Genomic DNA, 16,964 nt, shown 5'->3' with positions numbered 1-16,964 from the left:
TCAGCCGCGCAGGGACAGCTCCTCGTCCTTGATGTCGGCGAGCGGGCCGAGCACGGCGCCGTCGAACGGCGCCGGCTCCCGGCCCTCCCGCACCAGGTGGGGCCAGTTCCGGTTGGCCAGGGCGCCCTTGCCCAGGGCGACGACGTCGGCCGCGCCCGTGCCCAGCAGCGTGGCCGCGGCGTCCGGGTCGTCGAGGTGGCCGTTGGCGATCACGCTGACCCCGGAGTGCTCCTTGGCGAGCGCGGCCAGCGACTCGCCGTCCCCTCCGAAGGCCGGGGCGGTGGCCCGGTACTCGGTGGTGTGGACGAAGTCGATGCCCGCGGCCCCCAGTGCCGAGAAGATCACGCGGGCCTCCTCGGCCCCGCCGCTCCACCGGTGCTCGGCGTCGCTGACCTTGGCCTGGGAGATGCGGATCCCCACGGTCATCTCCGGCCCCACGGCCTCGCGCACGGCGCGGCAGATCTCCACGGCGAAGCGCACCCGGTTCTCGGGCGAGCCGCCGTACTTGTCGGTGCGCCGGTTCAGGTAGTCGGTGAGGAACTGGTCCAGCAGGTACCCGTTGGCGCCGTGGATCTCCACACCGTCGAAGCCCGCGTCCTGGGCGTGCAGGGCGGCCGTGACGAAGCCGTCCCGGACCTTGTCCATCTGCTCCGGGGTGATCTGCTCGGGCACGGGGAACGGGCCCTCGCCGCGGTAGAAGCCGAGCTGCTCGCCCTTGGGCGCCACCGCGGAGGGTCCGACCGTGGCGTCGACGTACCGGTTGCCCTGGGTCTGGGCGCCGGCGTGCATGAGCTGGGCGAAGATCCGCGCCCCGGCCGCGTGCACGGCGTCGACGACGGGGGCCCAGGACTTCGCCTGCTCCACGGTGGCGATGCCCGGCTGGTGCAGATAGCCCTGGCTGTAGGCGGTGTCGGGGTAGATCCCCTCGGTGATCAGCAGCCCGAAGCCGCCGCGGGCGAAGGTCTCGTAGTAGGAGACCATCCGGTCGGTGGCCCGGCCGTCCTCGGTGGCGCTGATGCGGGTCATCGGGGCCAGGGCGACGCGGTGCGCCACCTCCGTGGCGCCGATCCGGACGGGGGACCAGAGCGGGGCGAACTCCTGCATGGGCATCTCCTTCGATGTCTCTGTCTGTGGGCTGCGGATCGGTACTGGGTATCGGTGCGATCCGGATCCGTGCGGTCTCGAGCTCTGCGGTCTCGAGCCGTCGACGCGGTCGCGGGCGGGGCCGCCGGCACGTCCAGGGCCCCACGGTGGAGCGAACGTCCGCGCCGTGCGTGGCATTCCGCCGGGGGGATCGGCCCGTCGCCCGGATTCAGGGGATTTTCATGGAAGCGGATTATCGTTGCAACTGTGATGTCCACGATGCAGACCCCACTTCCCCACATGTTCGCCGCCAGTCTCTACGCCGCGGAGCGGCTGCTCGCCGAAGCCATCCACGACGAGCACGTGAGCGTCGACGCCGTGGTCGTCCTGGACGCCCTGACCGAGCACGTCACGGCCGAGGCGGCCCCCTCGCTCGACGCCGTGGCCCGTGACGCCCAGCTCACTCCGGGGCAGCTCGACACCGCCCTGCACGACCTCGCCGAGCTGGGCTATCTCCAGGAGCTGGCCGAGCACGCGCCGCACCTGTCCGGGCTCCGCGCCGCCCTCGACACGGCGGCCTGACCGCGGCGGCCCGGCCGGCGGCGGCCCGACCGGCGGCGGCCCGACCGGCGCCGGAGGGGGTCACCGGCCGCGGACCGCGGCCTGACCGCCGGGGTCCCGACCGCGGGCCGTGCGGGCGGGAGGACCCGCTGCCACCGATGGGCGCTCAGCGCGCGGAGAGCCGCCGCGCCCCGCTGCTCTCCCGCACCACCAGCTCCGCGGGGTAGACGATCGGCGCACGGCGGGCCCCCGGGGAGTCGATCTCCTCGAGCAGGATCCGGCACGCCGCGCCGGCCATGGCCGACATCGGCTGGGTGACCGTGGTCAGCGGGGGAACGGCGGTGGCGGCGAGGGCGTGGTTGTCGTAGCCGACCACCGCGACGTCCTCGGGCACCGAGCGGCCGCGCCGGCGCGCGGCCTCGAGAACCCCCAGGGCCATGAGGTCCGAGGCCGCGAAGACGCCGTCGAGCTCCGGGGCCTCCTCGAGGAGCCGCAGCGCGGCCTGCCGGCCGCCGGCCGTCGTGAAGTCCGCGTGCACCACCGGCCCCTCGGCCAGGCCGGCCTCGCGCAGCCCCTCGCGCCACCCGGCGAGCCGGTCGGCGGCCGCGGTCATGTCCACCGGGCCGGCGACCGTGCCCACCCGCGTGCGGCCGCCGGCGGCGAGGTGCAGGGCGGCCAGCCGACCGCCCTGGTGGTTGTCGGTGTCCACGTAGGGGACCCCGGGCCGGCCCTCCCAGGGGCGGCCGATGAACACGGTGGGCAGACCGGCCCCCGGCAGGGACGTCGTCCACGGATCGTCCCGGTGGTGGGAGACCACGACGGCGCCGTCCACGTGCCCGCCGCGCAGATAGCGCAGCACCCGCCCGGAGTCGTCCCCGGTGCGGGACATGAGCAGGACCAGCTGCACGTCCGTCTCCCGGAGGGCGTCGGTGATGCCCGTGATGATCACGGCGAAGAACGGGTCCGCCATGATCCGGACGTCCGGCTCCGGGATGACCAGGGCGATCGAGGACGTGCGCCGGGTGACCAGGCTCCGGGCCGCGCGGTTGGGCGTGTAGCCGAGCTCGACGACGGCGGCGTCCACGGCCGCCCGCGCCCGCGGGCTCACCCGGTCACCGCCGTTGACGGCCCGTGAGGCGGTCGACCGGGACACGCCCGCCGCCGCGGCGATGTCCTCCAGGGTGGGGCTGGGCCGCCCGGTGCCGGCGTGGCCCGCCCCGTGCCGCTCCGCGCTCACCGGCCGGGCGATGCGGCGCCCTCGAGCGGTCCGGGCTCCTGCGAGGGGGACGCCGGAAGCGCGTTGGCCGCGGCCACGGCGGCGTACCACCGGGCGCTGGCCTTGGGGGTGCGGCGCTGGGTCCCGTAGTCCACCCGGACCAGGCCGAACCGCTGGTGATAGCCCCACGCCCACTCGAAGTTGTCCATGAGGGACCACGCGAGGTAGCCGCGCACGTCCACGCCGTCGTCGATGGCGTCCTTGACGGCCCGCAGGTGGGCGTCGAAGAAGTGCAGCCGGTCCTGGTCGTCCACGAACCCCGAGGCGTCGGGGGCGTCGTCGTAGGCCGCGCCGTTCTCCGTGATGAACACGGGGATCCCGGCCGGGCCGGTGTACTCCTCCTGCACCCGGTTCAGCAGCCGGCGCAGCCCCTCGGGCTGCACCTCCCAGCCCATCCCGGTGACCGGCAGGCCCCGCGGCACGGACTGCACGCGGTCGGCGGCGACGTACGGGGAGGAGACGGGACGGCTCAGCGGAGCGTGGCCCTCCGGCGCGGAGGGGGCGTCCGGCGCGGCCGTGGTCACGGCCTCCCCGTGGTAGTAGTTGATGCCCAGCACGTCGAACGGTGCGGCGATGGCGGTGAGGTCACCCTCCTGCACGTGGTCGGCCAGGCCCAGGTGGTGCACGTCCTCGAGCACGTCGGCCGGGTACTCCCCCCGGAACAGGGGGTCCAGGAAGATGCGGTTGAACTGCCCGTCGATGCGGCGGGCCGCGTCACGGTCCGCGGCGCTGGCCGGGTCCAGGGGATCGGGCACCGTGAGGTTCAGGGTGATCCCCAGGGTGGCCTCCGGATCGCGCCGCCGCAGCTCCTGCACGGCCAGGCCGTGCCCGAGCAGCAGGTGGTGCGCCGCGGCGAGCGCGGCCCGGGGCTCCTGCCGGCCCGGGGCGTGCACGCCGGCCGCGTAGCCCAGGAAGGCCGAGCACCACGGCTCGTTGAGGGTGGTCCAGATCCGCACGCGGTCCCCGAGGGCCTCGTGCATGACGGCCGCGTACTCGGCGAACCGGTGGGCGGTCTCCCGGTTCGTCCAGCCGCCCCGGTCCTCCAGCGCCTGCGGGAGGTCCCAGTGGTAGAGAGTCAGCCACGGCTGGATCCCCGCCTCGAGGAGCTGGTCGACCAGGCGGGAGTAGAACGCGATGCCCTCGGGGTTGGGCGTGACGCCGTCCGGCACGCACCGGGCCCACGACGTCGAGAAGCGGTAGGCCTGCAGGTTCAGCTCCTGCATCAGGGCCACGTCCTCCGCGGACCGGTGGTAGTGGTCGCAGGCGACGTCCCCGTTGTGGGCGTCGGCCACGGCTCCGGGGACGCGGGCGAAGACGTCCCAGATGGAGTCCTCCCGGCCGCCCTCATGGGCGGCGCCCTCGATCTGGTAGGCGGCGGTGGCCGCGCCCCAGACGAAGTGGTCGGGGAACGACAGCGGTGTGGTGCTCATCCTGTGACTGCTCCTTGCACGGGTCCGGGAACGAGGTGGCATCCGGTCGCCACGAGGAGCGGCAGCGGGCCGATTCGGCGGGGCGCCCGGTTCGTGGGAGCGCTCCCACCCCACCCTCACTGTGCGTGGCGGCCGTCACGGTGTCAAGCATCCTGTCGATCCGAGGGCCGGGCGGCGTGTTGCGCCCGGCACGTCGTGGCGAGCTGGCCCGGCCTCCTGCCGAAGCCCGCCGGCGGACACGGGGACGCCCCCGGGGAGCAGCTGCTCCCCGGGGGCGTCCCCGTGCGGCCGCACGGGCGGGGTGCCGTACGGCACCGGTCGTGCGGTTTGAGTCGTGCGGTCTCAGTCCTCCGGGTCGGAGTCCTCGTTCTTGGCGTCGCCGTGCTCGTGCGGCACCGGGGTCATCTCGGTGGTCATGTCGGCGTCGTCGATCTTGGCCGCGTCCTCGATCGGGTCGGGGCTGGAAGTCGGCTGGTCGCTCACGGGTGCTCCTTCGTCGGGACGGCTGGATGTGCTCAGCCTACGACCACGCCGCGCTCATCCGGCGCCGTCGGCCGGGGCGCGCAGCGGCGCGAGCGCCGTGGACCAGGCGATCACCTGGTCCAGCATCGTGGACAGCGCGCGCAGGTGGTGCTCCGCCGGGGCGAAGGTGCTGTAGTGCTCGAAGTCGGTGCGCAGGGACAGCGCGACCTGCTGGCGCACGTCCGCCAGCTGGAGCTCCCCGGCGACCTGCCGCAGCTGCTCCACGGCGCGCACCCCGCCGGCGGAGCCGTAGGAGACGAAGGCCACGGCCTTGTTGTTCCACTCGGCGTAGAGGTGGTCGAAGGCGTTCTTCAGCACCCCGGGGGCACCGTGGTTGTACTCGGGAGTGACGACGACGAAGCCGTCGAAGCCGTCGATCGTGGCGGCCCACCGTCGCGTGTGCTCGTGCTGGTACCGGCCCGCCGAGGGCGGCACGGGCTCGTCCAGGTGCGGCAGGTCGTGCTCGCGCAGGTCGAGGAGCTCGAAGTGCGCGTCGTCGCGGTGGGCGGCGTGGGTGAGCACCCACTGCGCCACGGCCTCCCCGTTGCGCTGGGGGCGGGTGCTGCCGAGGATGATGCCGATGCGGACCATGACGGTTCCTCCTGCGTGGGACGGATCAGGGGCGCGGGATGGATCAGGTGCGGACGGTGGACGCGAGTTCCCGGGGCCCGGAGGTCCCCGCGCCCAGCAGCCGTACGGCCTCCCGGGCGGCCGCCCGTCCCGCCCGGGTGGCGCCGAGGGTCGAGGCGGAGGCCCCGTAGCCGACGAGCAGCACGCGCGGGTCGGCCAGCACCCGCACCCCGTCCGTCCGGATCCCCCCGCCCGGCTCGCGCAGCCCGAGCGGGGCGAGGTGGTCGAGGGCGGGCCGGAAGCCGGTGGCCCACAGGATCGCGTCGGCGCGGATCTCCCGACCGCCGGCCAGGCGGACCCCTTCGGCGGTGAGCTCCCGCAGCGGACCGGCCGAGACCAGGACCCCGGCCTCGATCCCGGCCCGGTACTGCGGGGTGAGGGGCAGGCCGGTGGCCGAGACCACGCTCTCCGTGGGCAGCCCCGCCCGGGTCCGCTCGTCGACCCGGCGCTCCACGTCCCGGCCCCACTCGGCGTCGAAGGGGCGCGGTGTGAACTGCGGCGGGCGGCGGGTGACCCACGTGGTCGTGGCGCCGGCGGCGTCCAGCTGCAGCAGGAACTGCACGGCGGAGGTGCCCCCGCCCACGACCACGACGTGCCGGCCGCGGAACTCCTGCGCGGAGCGGAAGTCGTGGGTGTGCAGCTGCCGCCCCCGGAAGCGCTCCCGGCCGGGGTAGTACGGCCAGTGCGGGCGGTCCCACGTGCCGGTGCCGTTGATCAGCAGCCGCGTCCGCCAGGTCCCGGTGTCCGTGACCACGTCGAGCGGCCCGCCTTCGGAGACGGACTCCACCCGGCGCACGGCCACGGGACGGTGCACGGGCAGCTCGAAGCGGCGCTCGTACTCGCCGTAGTAGCGGGTGACCACGGCGGAGGCGGGCTCGGCCGGATCGGGGACCCCGAGGGGCATCCCCGGCAGGTCGTGGATGCCGTGGGCCCCGCCGAAGGTCAGCGAGGGCCAGCGGTGCCGCCACGCTCCCCCGGGCCCGGGATTGGCGTCGAGGACCACGAAGTCCTCCTCGGGCACCAGCCCGCGGCGGCGCAGGTGGTGGGCCGCGGACAGTCCCGCCTGCCCGGCCCCGACGACCACGACCTTCTGCACAGCACCCCCCGTTCGTTGACGTATCACTGATCAGGGAACGCCAGGCGGCCATGGGCTATTCCGGCCGACGGGGCGGGGCCGGAACCGCACCGGCACGCAGCGGGGTGCGGACACCGGGTCCGACCGCAGCGCCCCGGGGAGACGTCAGGGGCGCTCAGGCGCGGCCGGGCTGGTGCTCCCGCGCGGCGCCGACCCGGTGCAGGGCGTCCCCGGTGAGCCGGAAGACGGACCACTCGTCCTGGGGCAGCGCGCCGAGGCTGCGGTAGAAGCCGATCGACGGCTCGTTCCAGTTCAGCACGCTCCACTCGACCCGGGCCCAGCCCTGCGCCACGGCGTGCCGGGCCAGGGCCTGCAGCAGTGCCTTGCCGTGGCCGGCGCCGCGGGCCTCGGGGCGCACGTAGAGGTCCTCAAGGTGGATGCCGTGCACGCCCTCCCAGGTGGAGAAGGTGCGGAACCACAGGGCGAAGCCCTGCAGGCGGCCCTCGTCCTCCGCGACGTGGGCGAAGACCGCCGGGTGCTCCCCGAACAGCGCCTGCGCCAGCTGCTGCTCGGTCATCCGCACGGCGTCGGGCTCGCGCTCGTACACGGCCAGGTCCCGCACCATCCCGAGGATGGCGGGCACGTCCTCCGGGCGGGCCTGACGGATCTGCGACATGACCGGCAGACTACCGCACCGGCCCGGGCCGGACGGCGGGACGGGCTGTGGGACGGGCGGCAGGAAGGGTCCGGAGCGGGGCGTTCAGAGCAGCGAGCGGACGTGCCGGATGGCCCGCTGGGCCTCGGGGGTCCACCACGCGCCCACGTAGACGTGGAAGGCGCCGGGCTCGTAGAGCAGCCGCCCGGGGTTGCCGGCGCGCTGCAGGGCCCGGGCGAAGCCGAGGGCGTCGGCCGCGAGGATGTCCCGCCCGCCCTGCACCAGGTGCACCGGGGGCAGGCCCTCCACGTCCCCGTGGACGGGGCTGACCAGGGGGTCGGTCAGCGAGCGGTCCCCGGCCCAGGCCTGGCACAGCGGGACGACCTCGTCCGTGCTCAGCATCGGGTCGTGCGGGTCGATCTCGCGCACGGCCGGGTGGCTCGCGGTGACGTCCAGGGCCGGGGAGAAGCCGACGACGTGGTCGGGCGCCCGCAGCCCGGTGTCGCGCAGCAGCATGGCCAGCCCGATCGCCAGGCACCCGCCGGCGGAGTCCCCCGCCACGACGATCCGGTCCACGGCGGGCCGGGCCACCAGGTCGGCCCAGGCCGCGCCGAGGAACTCGTAGCCCTCGTCCGCGCAGCCCTCCGGGGCGAGCCGGTAGAGGGGCACCGTGACCGTGGTGCCCGTGCCCTTGACGACCTCGCGGATGATCCACCAGTGCGCCGGCAGCAGCGGGTTCACGAACGCCCCGCCGTGCAGGTAGATCAGGTGGGACCCGTCCGCGCCGTCGCGCGGGGTCAGGCGCAGCACCGGGCGCCCGCCCACCTCCTCGCGGGTGAGCTCGTGCGAGCGCCGCAGGTCCTTCGGCACCGCCGCGGGCTCCGGATAGGGCCGGCCCCGCAGCTGGTCCACCTCCCGGAACGGGCTGAGGCGGGCGCGCACGGCCACCGCCCGGGCGGTCAGGTCCATCCGCAGGCTCATCGATCATCCCCTCCGGGCCGGGCGGCCCACTCCCCCGGCGCGGCACCGCCGCACCGGCGGGGCCGCCCTCGGCGTTTGGGCGGCCCGTCGCGGCCAGTGTAGGCGCGCCGTCCCGGACCGGGGCCCCGGCGCGGCGGTCCGGGACGGCGCGCCGGCCGTCAGCCCTCGGCGCCCGCGGCGGCCGCTGCGGCCGCTGCGGCGGCGAGGGTGGTGCTGCCGCCGGTGATGAGGGACGCGGCGCGCTCGGCGATCATCGCCGTGGGCGCGTTGGTGTTGCCGCTGGGCACCCGCGGCATCACGGAGGCGTCCACCACCCGCAGGCCGTCGACGCCGTGCACGCTCAGGTCCTCCGGGGAGACCACCGCGTCCGGGCCGGTGCCCATCCGGCAGGTGCCGACCTGGTGGTGGTAGGTGGTCACGAACCGGTGGAGGTAGGCGATCTCCTCCTCCTCGGTGCGCACCTCCGGGCCGGGGTACAGCTCCTCGGCGCCCCAGTCCTGCGCGAGGGGGCGGGTGCGCACCATCTCCCGGGCCTGGCGCAGCGAGGCGAGCAGGGCCTCGCGGTCGCGCGGGTCCTCGAAGATGTTCGGGTCGAGCGCCACGGGGTCGGCCACGCCCGGCCCGGTGAGGCGCACGGTGCCACGGGACCGGGGGCGGACGAGCCCCGCGTGCAGCGTGAACGCGTTCGTCGGCCCCTCCATGCCCTCGTCGTACATCGGGACGGAGAAGTGGATGGGCTGGGTGTCGGGCGCGTCCAGGTCCGGGCGGGAGCGCCAGAACAGGTGCGTCTGGGTGACCGACCAGTCGGACGCGAGGTGCTCGATCGTCCGGGCCGTGGCCTCGGCGATGACCGGGGCCAGCAGGTGGTCGTGCAGGTTCGACCCGACCCCGGGCAGGTCGTGGACCACGGGGACCCCGACGTCGGTGAGGTGGGCGGCGGGGCCGATGCCCGAGCGCAGGAGGATCTTCGGCGAGTCGAGCGCCCCCGCGCACAGGACCACCTCGTCGGCGCGGATCTCCTCGGGCGCGCCGTCCGGGGCGGTGAAGGGCACCACCGCCACGCCGACCGCGCGCCCGTCCTCGACGAGCACCCGCTGCAGGAGCACTCCGGTGCGCAGGCTCAGCCGCGGGTGATCCTCCACCGGCTTGACGTAGGCCATCCACGTGTTGAACCGCCGCCCGTCCCGGACGTTGATCTGCTGCTGGGAGACCCCGTCGAGCGTGCCGCCGTTGTAGTCCGCGTTGTACGGCACCCCCACCTGCTCGGCCGCCTCGATGATCGAGGCGAACACCGGGTTGAGCGGGTAGTCCTGCACCACGGGCACCGGCCCGTCGGTGCCACGACTGTCGCCGGGGACCGCCCCGGCGGGCGGGACGTAGGTCTCGAGCGCCCGGAACCAGGGCAGCACGTCCTCCCACCCCCATCCCGGGCACCCGTCCGCCGCCCAGGCGTCGTAGTCCTGGGCGGCGCCGCGCACCCAGATCGTGGCGTTGAGGGCGTGGGAGCCGCCGAGCACGCGTCCGCGCGGCCAGTGGATCACCCGGCCGTCCGCGTGCCGCTGGGGCACGGTGAAGTAGTCCCAGTCCTCCGGCGAGTGCCACAGCTCGCCCAGGCGGGACACCTGGTGGATGGCCGGGTTGAGGTCCGTGCCCCCGGCCTCGAGGAGGATCACCTCGTGGCCGGCGTCCAGGAGGCGGCGGGTCAGGATGCTGCCGGCGGTGCCGGCGCCCACGACGACGTAGGTCTTGGCGGTCTCGTTGCGCATGGCCCCAGTGTGATCCAGGGCACGTCGAGGCGAGTTGTCCCGGCGCGCACGGCCCTTGACCCACAGCGCGGGAATCCGCGCTGTGGGTCAACAGCCGTGCTCGCACGGTCAAGCCGTCCGGCTGTGTCCCGGGTCACCATGGGGGCAGCACCGCATCCGTCCTCCCGAAGGAGCCACCGTGACCACCACTCCCGCTGCCACGACCGACACCCCGACCGTCCTCGGTCTCGACGAGCTGCTGGCGGCCGTCACCGACCCGCAGGGCCGGGAGATCTTCGACCCGGCCACCGGGGAGCTGGTCGGCCGGTCCCCGGAGTCCACGGTCGAGGACCTGGACGACGCCCTGGACCGGGCCCGCCGGAAGCAGTCGGAGTGGGCCGCCGTCCCGGACTCCGAGCGCTCGGCGCTGCTGCTCCGGGCCGCCGACGCCGTCGAGGCGAACGCCGCCGCGCTCGCGGAGCTGCTCTCGCGCGAGCAGGGCAAGCCCGTGCAGAACGGGCCGAACGCCCTGTTCGAGGTCGGCGGCGCGGTGGCCTGGCTGCGCGCGACGGCGACGCTGCCGCTGGAGCCCGAGACGCTCTTCGACGACGAGTCCGGCCGTGCCGTGCTCAGCTACGAGCCCATCGGCGTCGTGGGGGCCATCAGCCCCTGGAACTGGCCGATAATGATCTCGGTCTGGCAGCTCGCCCCGGCCCTGCGGATGGGCAACACCGTGGTGGCCAAGCCCTCCGAGTACACCCCGCTGTCCGTGCTCGGGCTCGCCCACGTGCTCAACCAGGTGCTGCCCGAGGACGTGCTGACCGTGGTGGCGGGGGGCCGGGAGGTCGGCGAGGCGCTGTCGAAGCACCCGGGCGTGGACAAGCTGATGTTTACCGGCTCGACCGCCACGGGCAAGGCCATCATGCGCTCGGCCGCCGACTCCCTGACCCGGCTCACCCTGGAGCTGGGCGGCAACGACGCCGGGATCGTGCTCCCGGACGCGGACCCCGAGGCCATCGCCGAGGGCCTGTTCTGGGGTGCGTTCATCAACACGGGCCAGACCTGTGCCGCGCTCAAGCGCCTCTACGTCCACGAGGACGTCCACGACGCCGTGTGCGAGGCCCTCACCCGGGTCGCGGCGGCCATGCCGATGGGCCAGGGGCGGGACGAGCGCAACGTCCTCGGCCCGCTGCAGAACAGGGCGCAGTTCGAGATCGTCGCGGACCTCGTGGAGCAGGCGCGGGCCGGGGGCGGCCGGGTGCTGATCGGCGGCGAGCCGGCCGCGGAGCAGCCGGGGTACTTCTACCCCACCACGCTCGTGGCCGACGTCGACGACGACAACCCCCTGGTGACCGAGGAGCAGTTCGGTCCGGCCCTGCCGATCGTGAAGTACTCCTCGGTCGACGAGGCCGTGCGCATGGCCAACCGCCTCGACGTCGGCCTCGGGGCCTCGGTGTGGGGCTCGGACCCGGACCGGGCACGGGAGGTCGCCGCCCGGCTCCAGGCGGGCACCGTGTGGATCAACAAGCACGGCACCGTGGACCCCCGGATGCCCTTCGGCGGGATCAAGAGCTCCGGGTTCGGCCTGGAGTTCGGTGTGGAGGGCCTCAAGGCCCTGGGCGTGCCGAAGGTCATCTCCTCCTGAGCGTGCCCGCCCGGCCCGTCCGCGGACGCCACCGGTGCCCGCGGACGGGCCGGGCGGTGGGCGCGGGCCTCGCTCCCGGGACCCACGGCCCCCGGGGCCGGGATCAGGCCAGGCGCAGCGTGGTGAGGCAGGTCGGGTCGTCGGCGGAGGTGCTGACCTGCTGGGTCGCCGTCCCGGCGGCCGAGCTGATCTCGAGGGTGCCGGTGATGTCCTTGGGCAGCCACAGGCCCACGAACCCGTTCTCGTAGCTGGTGAGCGTCCGGTCGAGGAGCACCCGGCCGGCGTCGTCGGTCACCCGCACGTCGAACTCCTCGCCCACGAGCTCGCCCTGGCAGCCGGAGAGGCTGTGGTGGAAGCACTCGTGGGTGGTGGTGGTCCACGGGGCGACCGCGAGGTAGAACCGGTCCTCCGGCATGGGCAGCACGGCCTCCGACCCGCCGTCGGTCAGGACCACCTCGTCGTAGGTGACGGAGCCCGCCAGTCCCGCCGCCCGGTCCTCGTGGGTGCGGTCGAGCCGCTCCACGACCTCCTCGGTGCTCGCGCCCTCCAGCCCGTGCTCGCGCAGCAGGGCCTCGCGCTCGGCGTTCCCGCCCGCACACCCGGAGGCGAGCAGGAGGACGGCGGCGGACACGGACAGCACCCAGGACCTCATGCCGTCCACCCTATCGAGGCCCCCGGCGGACCGGTCGCGGGTCCCGCCGGGCTGCTCCCCAGCCTGCTGCCGGTGGAAGCGACTACACTGCGGGGTCAAGCGGTTGCGGGATGCGGGAGGATCCGCCATGAACAGCACCGGGAACAGCGACGGCTCCGGCGTCGCACTGCTGGTCACCGGGGCCACCGTCGTGTCCGTCGTGTCGTCCGTCCTGGCCGACCTGCGGATCATTGCCGTCACCGCACTGGTCCTCGCCGGCCTGCTGGTCGTCGTGCTGCTGCTGCGCACCACCCTCCGGGCCCTGCGCCCGGGCGCGGCCGGCCGGCGGCGAGCGCGGCACCGGACGCTGGAGACCGCCCGCCGAGCCGGGACCGAGGACATGCGGGCGGCCTGGATGCACCGGCAGCTCGGGCTCCTGCCGCCCCAGCAGCGGACCGCGGACACGGCCTTCGTCGCCGCCCGGCTGGCCGAGGTGCCCCGGGCGGACTGGGACGTGGCCCGTCTCCGGCTGCACGGCCGGGCGCTGTGGTCGGTCCGGGACGCGGCCGGACGGACACCTCTGCACCAGGAGGTCGAGGCCCGGCTGGACCGGGTGGCCGCCGTGATCTCGGACCTGACCGAGGACGAGTTCGACACCCGCCTGGGGCAGCGCGACGACCGGTACCTCCTCCACCCCGATCCCGACGTCCGGGCCGCCTACCTGGCGGGCGGGTCCGAGGCCGTGGAGGCGATCATGGGTGCGATCTCCGCCGCCCGGGCGCAGGCCCGGGCGGACGCCGCCGCGCAGGCCGCCGCGGACTCCCTGGCCCGGGAGCGCAACGCCGCGCTGCGGGCGCTGCGGGAGATCCACCGGCCCACGGGCTCCCGGGACGCCCACGCCGCGTGGGAGGAGCAGGCCCGCCGGATCGGCCGCTGACCCGCCCGGCCCCTCAGCCCGGGAGGTGCTCCTCCGGCGCCCCCTGGAACTCCCGCACCTCGACCGGCAGGGTGGTCGCCCGCGCCAGCTTCCGGCCCCACTCGATGGCGGCGTCGTAGTCGGGAGCGGCCACGATGCAGATTCCGCCCGCGTGCTCGTCCTCGCGCTCGTACGGGCCGTCGGTCGTGACCACGTCCGCGCCGTGGAAGCGCACGACGACGGAGGCCTCTGCCCGGTCCAGGCCCCCGGCGAAGACGCACGCCCCCGCGGCCCGCAGCTCCTCGTTGAACGCGGCGACGTCGCGCATCACGGGCTCGAGGACCTCGGGGGCCGCCGGCCCGCCGTCGGGCTGTTCGATGCTGAGCAGGTAGTGCTTCATGGCGGGTGAGCCTCCCTGGGGCGTCGGATGGTCCTCGGAGTCTACGGTCGGGGCGGTCCCCCGAAACAGACCTGCACGTCCACCACCCGGCGCTCGCGCACCGGTCCCGGGCTGCCCCGTTCCTGCGTCACGGGGCCCTCAGCCGTTCTGCGGCAGCTGGGCCACGAGCTCGTCGTCGTCGGGCTCCGCCACGGGCGGCAGGGTGCGCACCTGGTCCGCGGAGGGGCGCACGGCCCGGTCCGCCGGCTCCAGGCGCACCGGCCGGCCCGTCTCGAGGGAGGCGAGCACCGCCTCGTGCACGCGGATGTCCAGCAGCCCCTCCTCCCCGTCGGCCTCGGGCGCGGCGCCGGTCAGGATGCACGCCGAGAAGTAGTCGGTCTGGCCCGCGAACTGCTCCACCGGGTCGTGGGTGCGGGTCTCGGTCCGGCCGTCGCGGGTCACGGTGTAGCTGATGCCCACCTCGGGACCGAAGCCGAAGCACGGCTGGGCCGCCAGCGCACCGCCGGTGCCCACCACGGTGAACTGCTCGGTGGCCTCGGTGGCGTAGCTGATCGTGAACTGCGCCAGCCGCTCCCCGGGGAAGCGCAGGGTCACCGCCACGGTGTCGTCGAAGTCGAAGCCCCGGCCCGGTGTCCGCACGCCCATCGCGTGCACCTCGACCGGTTCGGCCGCGAACAGGTTGCGCACCGCGTTGAGCGGGTAGCTGCCCATGTCCGGGATCGGCCCGCCCCAGAACCCGGAGTGGCCGCGGTGGTTGGCCTCGTCGATGTCCTGGGCGAACACCGCGGTGAACAGGCGGGGCTCGCCCACCAGGGCCTCGTCCCGGACCCGGGTGATCAGCTCCAGGGTGCCCGGCTCGTGGTGCAGCCGGTAGGCGACCATGAGCCGGGCCCCGCCGCGCGCGGCGGCGTCGATCATCGCCCGGCAGTCCTCCACGGAGGTCTCCATCGGCTTCTCCACCAGCACGTGGATGCCCGCCTCGAGGGCCGGCTCCGCGAACTCCCGGTGCCGGAACACGGGCGTGGCCACGTACACGGCGTCCACGTCACCGGAGGCCAGCAGCGCCGGGTAGTCCTCGTAGGAGTACGCGGGCACGCCGTACTCGGCCGCGAGCTCCTGGGCCTTCTGCGGGGTGCCGGTGACCAGGGCGGCCAGCACGGAGTTGCCGGTCCGGGCGATGGCGGGCAGGAACGCCTGCTGGGAGATCTGGCCGAGCCCGACCACCGCGTAGCGCACGGGGCCGTTCGTCGAGGGGGCGGTGCGGGGGATCGTCATGGGATGTCCTTCGCGGTCGGGAACGGGGCGGTCCCGGCCAGACTAGCGGCGGGCGGGGACGGGTGGAACGCCCGCGCACGGTCCGGGCCGGGTGGGCCATCATGGGAGCACGCCCCCGCAGGACCGACGCCGGTCCCCGACCGCCAGGAGAGTTCCGTGCCCAAGAGCAAGGCCCGCAAGAAGGCCGCCGCCAAGAAGAAGCAGCAGCGGCGGGAGTTCCACGCCGCGGCCGGCGCCCGCGGCGTCGAGATCGACGGCGCCCCGCAGGGCACGTGGGACGACGACGCCCACGAGCTGCTGGTCGCCCGCGGCTGGGTGGCCTACCGGGACCTGGAGATGGACCAGCTCGGCGACGGCTGGGAGTGGCTGCCGTCCCAGCTGCCGCTGGACGCCGGGGTGGGCGGCGAGCCCGGGCCCACGTCCGTCTTCGCCGCGGCGGAGGGCGGCTACGACGTCGAGCTCGCCAACCCGAACGGGACCGTGGACCCCGACCGCTCGGGGCACTACGACACCCTCGAGGAGCTCGAGGCGGCCCTGGACGACCTCGAGGCCTGGCGCGTCCCCGCCGACGAGTACGTGCTGCCCGACGAGCCGAGCTTCTCCGCGGACACCCCCTGGGCGATCTGCCAGCTCTACGCCGGCGGGATGATCGACCACTGGGAGCTCGCCGCCGACCTCATCCACTTCCCCTACGAGCAGACCCCCGACGGGTTCGCCGCGGTCGAGCGCGCCCACCGGGCCGGGCTCATCCCGGCCTCGCTGTTCGCCGCGGTCGTCGCGGGCCGGGCGGCGTAGCGGCCCGCTCCCCTTGTGGGCGCTCCTGGCGCGGGCGTAGCGTGGCACCGGACCATCACCCTACTGAGGAAGAAGGACCGTCATGACGCAGACCCCTGACCCCGCCGAGAACAAGCCGTCCCAGGCCGAGGGGGACGTTCCCGAGGACCAGGACGTGGAGTCGGCCGTCGACCCGGCCGGCAACAAGCCCTCCCAGGCCGAGGGCGACGCGCCGGAGGACGCCCCCGGCGACGACTGAGACCCGAGCCCCCGGCGCCGGGCGTCCCGATCCCGGGGCGCCCGGCGCCGCCGTGACGGGGCGTTTCCCTCGTGCCCGGCGCGAGCTCCTGGGCCCCGCCCGGCCGGGAGCCCCCGGCGTCCGCGGTGCCCGGCCCGGCTCCGGGCGCGGACCTCAGTGCCGGCTCAGCCCCCGGCCGTGCCGGCTCCCGGACGTCGGCGCCCACCCCGGCAGGCCGAGGAGGTCGGACGCCTCGCGGTAGTGGCAGGTGGAGAGGATGCCGAAGCCCGTCTCCACCGCGCGGCGGTAGTAGTGCGGGTCCAGGGCGTCGGCGGGCAGGTTCTCGTCGTAGCGGTGCAGCTCCAGGCGCATGGGCACGTCCCAGCCGCGCATCCGCAGGCTCGTCTCCATGTCCGGGACGTAGTGGCCGGCGAAGCCGATGACCCGCCCGATGTCGGGCACCTCGCGCCGGACATCCTCGGCCGTGGCGAGCCCATCCGGGTGGGTGGGCACGAAGTAGACGAGGTCCGGGGCGATCCGGCGGTAGACGGCCAGCTGCGTCAGCCCCTGCACCCCCACCACCACATGGCTCTCCGCACGGTGGGTGCGGACGAGCTCGACGACGACCTCGGGCGCCACGTGGTGCACCTCCAGCCACAGGACCGCCCCGGCCAGCACGGCCCAGGTGAGGAACTCGCCGGCCTCCCGCACGGGGCAGCGGGTGACCTCACCGTAGTTGTCCACCAGGTGCTGGCTCAGCACGTAGTCGGCGGACTGCTCGCTCACCGGCCCGACGCCGGTGCTCCCGTGCCCCATGACGGGCTCGTGCAGGACGACGCACCGGCCGTCCACGGTGCTGCGCAGATCGATCTCGATCATCGTCCGCGGCCGGGTGGCCAGGACGTTCTGGGCCGACTCGAGAGCGGAGCACGGCCACGGGCCGTCGGGGTGGTAGCCGCCGCGGCGGGCGAGCAGGAGGGGCCCGGTGGCCGTCAGGCGGTCGTGCCGCGTGTAGGCCGCCAGCTCGGCCGGCGAGTCGAAGAAGATCGAGTGCTGTGCTGCTCGGGAGGCGGTCCCTGCGGAGCTGCAGTCCAGCGGGTCCGGTCGGTGGGGGTCGTTCGGCATGG

General features: G+C 74.9%; 18 protein-coding genes. 5 read left to right on the top strand and 13 right to left on the bottom strand.

All coding sequences use genetic code 11. The features are described from left to right. The gene (locus tag PU704_RS14650) at positions 1-1,104 is read right to left on the bottom strand and encodes an NADH:flavin oxidoreductase (protein WP_277551828.1); all 1,104 of its coding nucleotides are present in this window, start codon (positions 1,102-1,104) and stop codon (positions 1-3) included. Between the two features lie 279 nt (positions 1,105-1,383). Between PU704_RS14650 and PU704_RS14645 the strand changes: the two genes are divergently transcribed. Further along, a complete protein-coding gene (locus PU704_RS14645) occupies positions 1,384-1,665 on the top strand; it encodes a hypothetical protein (protein ID WP_139318434.1) in 282 nt (93 codons plus the stop codon). Between the two features lie 145 nt (positions 1,666-1,810). Here the strand turns inward: PU704_RS14645 and PU704_RS14640 are convergent, their stop codons facing one another. From PU704_RS14640 to PU704_RS14605, 8 genes are all read right to left on the bottom strand, one after another. Next, positions 1,811-2,881, bottom strand: coding sequence for a LacI family DNA-binding transcriptional regulator (locus PU704_RS14640; protein ID WP_277551827.1), 1,071 nt, complete (start codon positions 2,879-2,881; stop codon positions 1,811-1,813). Next, positions 2,878-4,350, bottom strand: coding sequence for a GH1 family beta-glucosidase (locus tag PU704_RS14635; protein ID WP_277551826.1), 1,473 nt, complete (start codon positions 4,348-4,350; stop codon positions 2,878-2,880). Before PU704_RS14635 ends, PU704_RS14640 begins: the two co-directional genes overlap by 4 nt. 342 nt (positions 4,351-4,692) lie before the next feature. After that, entirely contained in the window at positions 4,693-4,833 is a 141-nt protein-coding gene (locus tag PU704_RS14630; RefSeq protein WP_158041181.1) for a hypothetical protein, read from the bottom strand. 54 nt (positions 4,834-4,887) lie between these two features. Beyond that, on the bottom strand, positions 4,888-5,463 hold the full coding sequence (locus PU704_RS14625; protein WP_075871406.1) for an NADPH-dependent FMN reductase: 576 nt from the start codon (positions 5,461-5,463) through the stop codon (positions 4,888-4,890). A gap of 43 nt (positions 5,464-5,506) precedes the next feature. Continuing rightward, positions 5,507-6,598: an FAD-dependent oxidoreductase gene (locus PU704_RS14620; protein ID WP_075871405.1), complete on the bottom strand. Its 1,092-nt coding sequence runs from the start codon at positions 6,596-6,598 to the stop codon at positions 5,507-5,509. 154 nt (positions 6,599-6,752) lie between these two features. Further along, on the bottom strand, positions 6,753-7,253 hold the full coding sequence (locus PU704_RS14615; RefSeq protein WP_047803789.1) for a GNAT family N-acetyltransferase: 501 nt from the start codon (positions 7,251-7,253) through the stop codon (positions 6,753-6,755). An 84-nt stretch (positions 7,254-7,337) separates the two neighbouring features. Then, positions 7,338-8,213, bottom strand: coding sequence for an alpha/beta hydrolase (locus tag PU704_RS14610; protein WP_083664962.1), 876 nt, complete (start codon positions 8,211-8,213; stop codon positions 7,338-7,340). 158 nt (positions 8,214-8,371) lie between these two features. Continuing rightward, positions 8,372-9,979 (bottom strand): GMC family oxidoreductase, encoded by a 1,608-nt coding sequence (locus tag PU704_RS14605; RefSeq protein ID WP_277551825.1) that lies wholly within the window; start codon positions 9,977-9,979, stop codon positions 8,372-8,374. Positions 9,980-10,157: 178 nt separating this feature from the next. On the opposite strand from PU704_RS14605, the gene PU704_RS14600 reads away from it, so the two are divergent. Continuing rightward, positions 10,158-11,603, top strand: coding sequence for an aldehyde dehydrogenase family protein (locus tag PU704_RS14600; protein WP_277551824.1), 1,446 nt, complete (start codon positions 10,158-10,160; stop codon positions 11,601-11,603). Positions 11,604-11,706: 103 nt separating this feature from the next. Here PU704_RS14600 and PU704_RS14595 read toward each other — a convergent pair whose 3' ends face one another. Continuing rightward, positions 11,707-12,255 carry a CueP family metal-binding protein gene (locus PU704_RS14595; RefSeq protein ID WP_075871932.1) on the bottom strand — a complete coding sequence of 183 codons (549 nt, stop codon included), beginning with the start codon at positions 12,253-12,255 and terminating at the stop codon, positions 11,707-11,709. Between the two features lie 127 nt (positions 12,256-12,382). On the opposite strand from PU704_RS14595, the gene PU704_RS14590 reads away from it, so the two are divergent. Then, complete coding sequence (locus tag PU704_RS14590; RefSeq protein WP_277551823.1) at positions 12,383-13,171, top strand: hypothetical protein; 789 nt, start codon at positions 12,383-12,385, stop codon at positions 13,169-13,171. Between the two features lie 13 nt (positions 13,172-13,184). Here the strand turns inward: PU704_RS14590 and PU704_RS14585 are convergent, their stop codons facing one another. Continuing rightward, entirely contained in the window at positions 13,185-13,550 is a 366-nt protein-coding gene (locus PU704_RS14585) for a YciI family protein (RefSeq protein WP_277551822.1), read from the bottom strand. 138 nt (positions 13,551-13,688) lie between these two features. Continuing rightward, entirely contained in the window at positions 13,689-14,825 is a 1,137-nt protein-coding gene (locus tag PU704_RS14580) for a Gfo/Idh/MocA family protein (protein ID WP_047803794.1), read from the bottom strand. A gap of 156 nt (positions 14,826-14,981) precedes the next feature. On the opposite strand from PU704_RS14580, the gene PU704_RS14575 reads away from it, so the two are divergent. Together PU704_RS14575 and PU704_RS14570 are read left to right on the top strand one after the other, a co-directional pair. Further along, positions 14,982-15,620 (top strand): hypothetical protein, encoded by a 639-nt coding sequence (locus tag PU704_RS14575; RefSeq protein ID WP_047803795.1) that lies wholly within the window; start codon positions 14,982-14,984, stop codon positions 15,618-15,620. 82 nt (positions 15,621-15,702) lie between these two features. Then, complete coding sequence (locus PU704_RS14570) at positions 15,703-15,858, top strand: hypothetical protein (protein ID WP_158041216.1); 156 nt, start codon at positions 15,703-15,705, stop codon at positions 15,856-15,858. Positions 15,859-16,011: 153 nt separating this feature from the next. Here the strand turns inward: PU704_RS14570 and PU704_RS14565 are convergent, their stop codons facing one another. After that, a complete protein-coding gene (locus PU704_RS14565; RefSeq protein ID WP_277551821.1) occupies positions 16,012-16,962 on the bottom strand; it encodes a PI-PLC domain-containing protein in 951 nt (316 codons plus the stop codon). Positions 16,963-16,964 lie beyond the last annotated feature (2 nt).

Origin of the sequence: Kocuria oceani (assembly GCF_029524215.1) — a bacterium.
Classification (GTDB): Bacteria; Actinomycetota; Actinomycetes; order Actinomycetales; family Micrococcaceae; genus Kocuria; species Kocuria oceani.
The sequence above is the reverse complement of the archived record's forward strand: the minus strand, read 5'-3'. Positions and strand labels throughout refer to the sequence as shown.

Bases quoted from the DNA above. Each gene is read 5' to 3' on its own strand.
- PU704_RS14650 (WP_277551828.1), bottom strand. From the start codon at position 1,104: ATGCAGGAGTTCGCCCCGCTCTGGTCCCCCGTCCGGATCGGCGCCACG.
- PU704_RS14645 (WP_139318434.1), top strand. From the start codon at position 1,384: ATGTTCGCCGCCAGTCTCTACGCCGCGGAGCGGCTGCTCGCCGAAGCC.
- PU704_RS14635 (WP_277551826.1), bottom strand. From the start codon at position 4,350: ATGAGCACCACACCGCTGTCGTTCCCCGACCACTTCGTCTGGGGCGCG.
- PU704_RS14625 (WP_075871406.1), bottom strand. From the start codon at position 5,463: ATGGTCCGCATCGGCATCATCCTCGGCAGCACCCGCCCCCAGCGCAAC.
- PU704_RS14615 (WP_047803789.1), bottom strand. From the start codon at position 7,253: ATGTCGCAGATCCGTCAGGCCCGCCCGGAGGACGTGCCCGCCATCCTC.
- PU704_RS14610 (WP_083664962.1), bottom strand. From the start codon at position 8,213: ATGAGCCTGCGGATGGACCTGACCGCCCGGGCGGTGGCCGTGCGCGCC.
- PU704_RS14605 (WP_277551825.1), bottom strand. From the start codon at position 9,979: ATGCGCAACGAGACCGCCAAGACCTACGTCGTCGTGGGCGCCGGCACC.
- PU704_RS14595 (WP_075871932.1), bottom strand. From the start codon at position 12,255: ATGAGGTCCTGGGTGCTGTCCGTGTCCGCCGCCGTCCTCCTGCTCGCC.
- PU704_RS14590 (WP_277551823.1), top strand. From the start codon at position 12,383: ATGAACAGCACCGGGAACAGCGACGGCTCCGGCGTCGCACTGCTGGTC.
- PU704_RS14585 (WP_277551822.1), bottom strand. From the start codon at position 13,550: ATGAAGCACTACCTGCTCAGCATCGAACAGCCCGACGGCGGGCCGGCG.
- PU704_RS14580 (WP_047803794.1), bottom strand. From the start codon at position 14,825: ATGACGATCCCCCGCACCGCCCCCTCGACGAACGGCCCCGTGCGCTAC.
- PU704_RS14570 (WP_158041216.1), top strand. From the start codon at position 15,703: ATGACGCAGACCCCTGACCCCGCCGAGAACAAGCCGTCCCAGGCCGAG.
- PU704_RS14565 (WP_277551821.1), bottom strand. From the start codon at position 16,962: ATGCCGAACGACCCCCACCGACCGGACCCGCTGGACTGCAGCTCCGCA.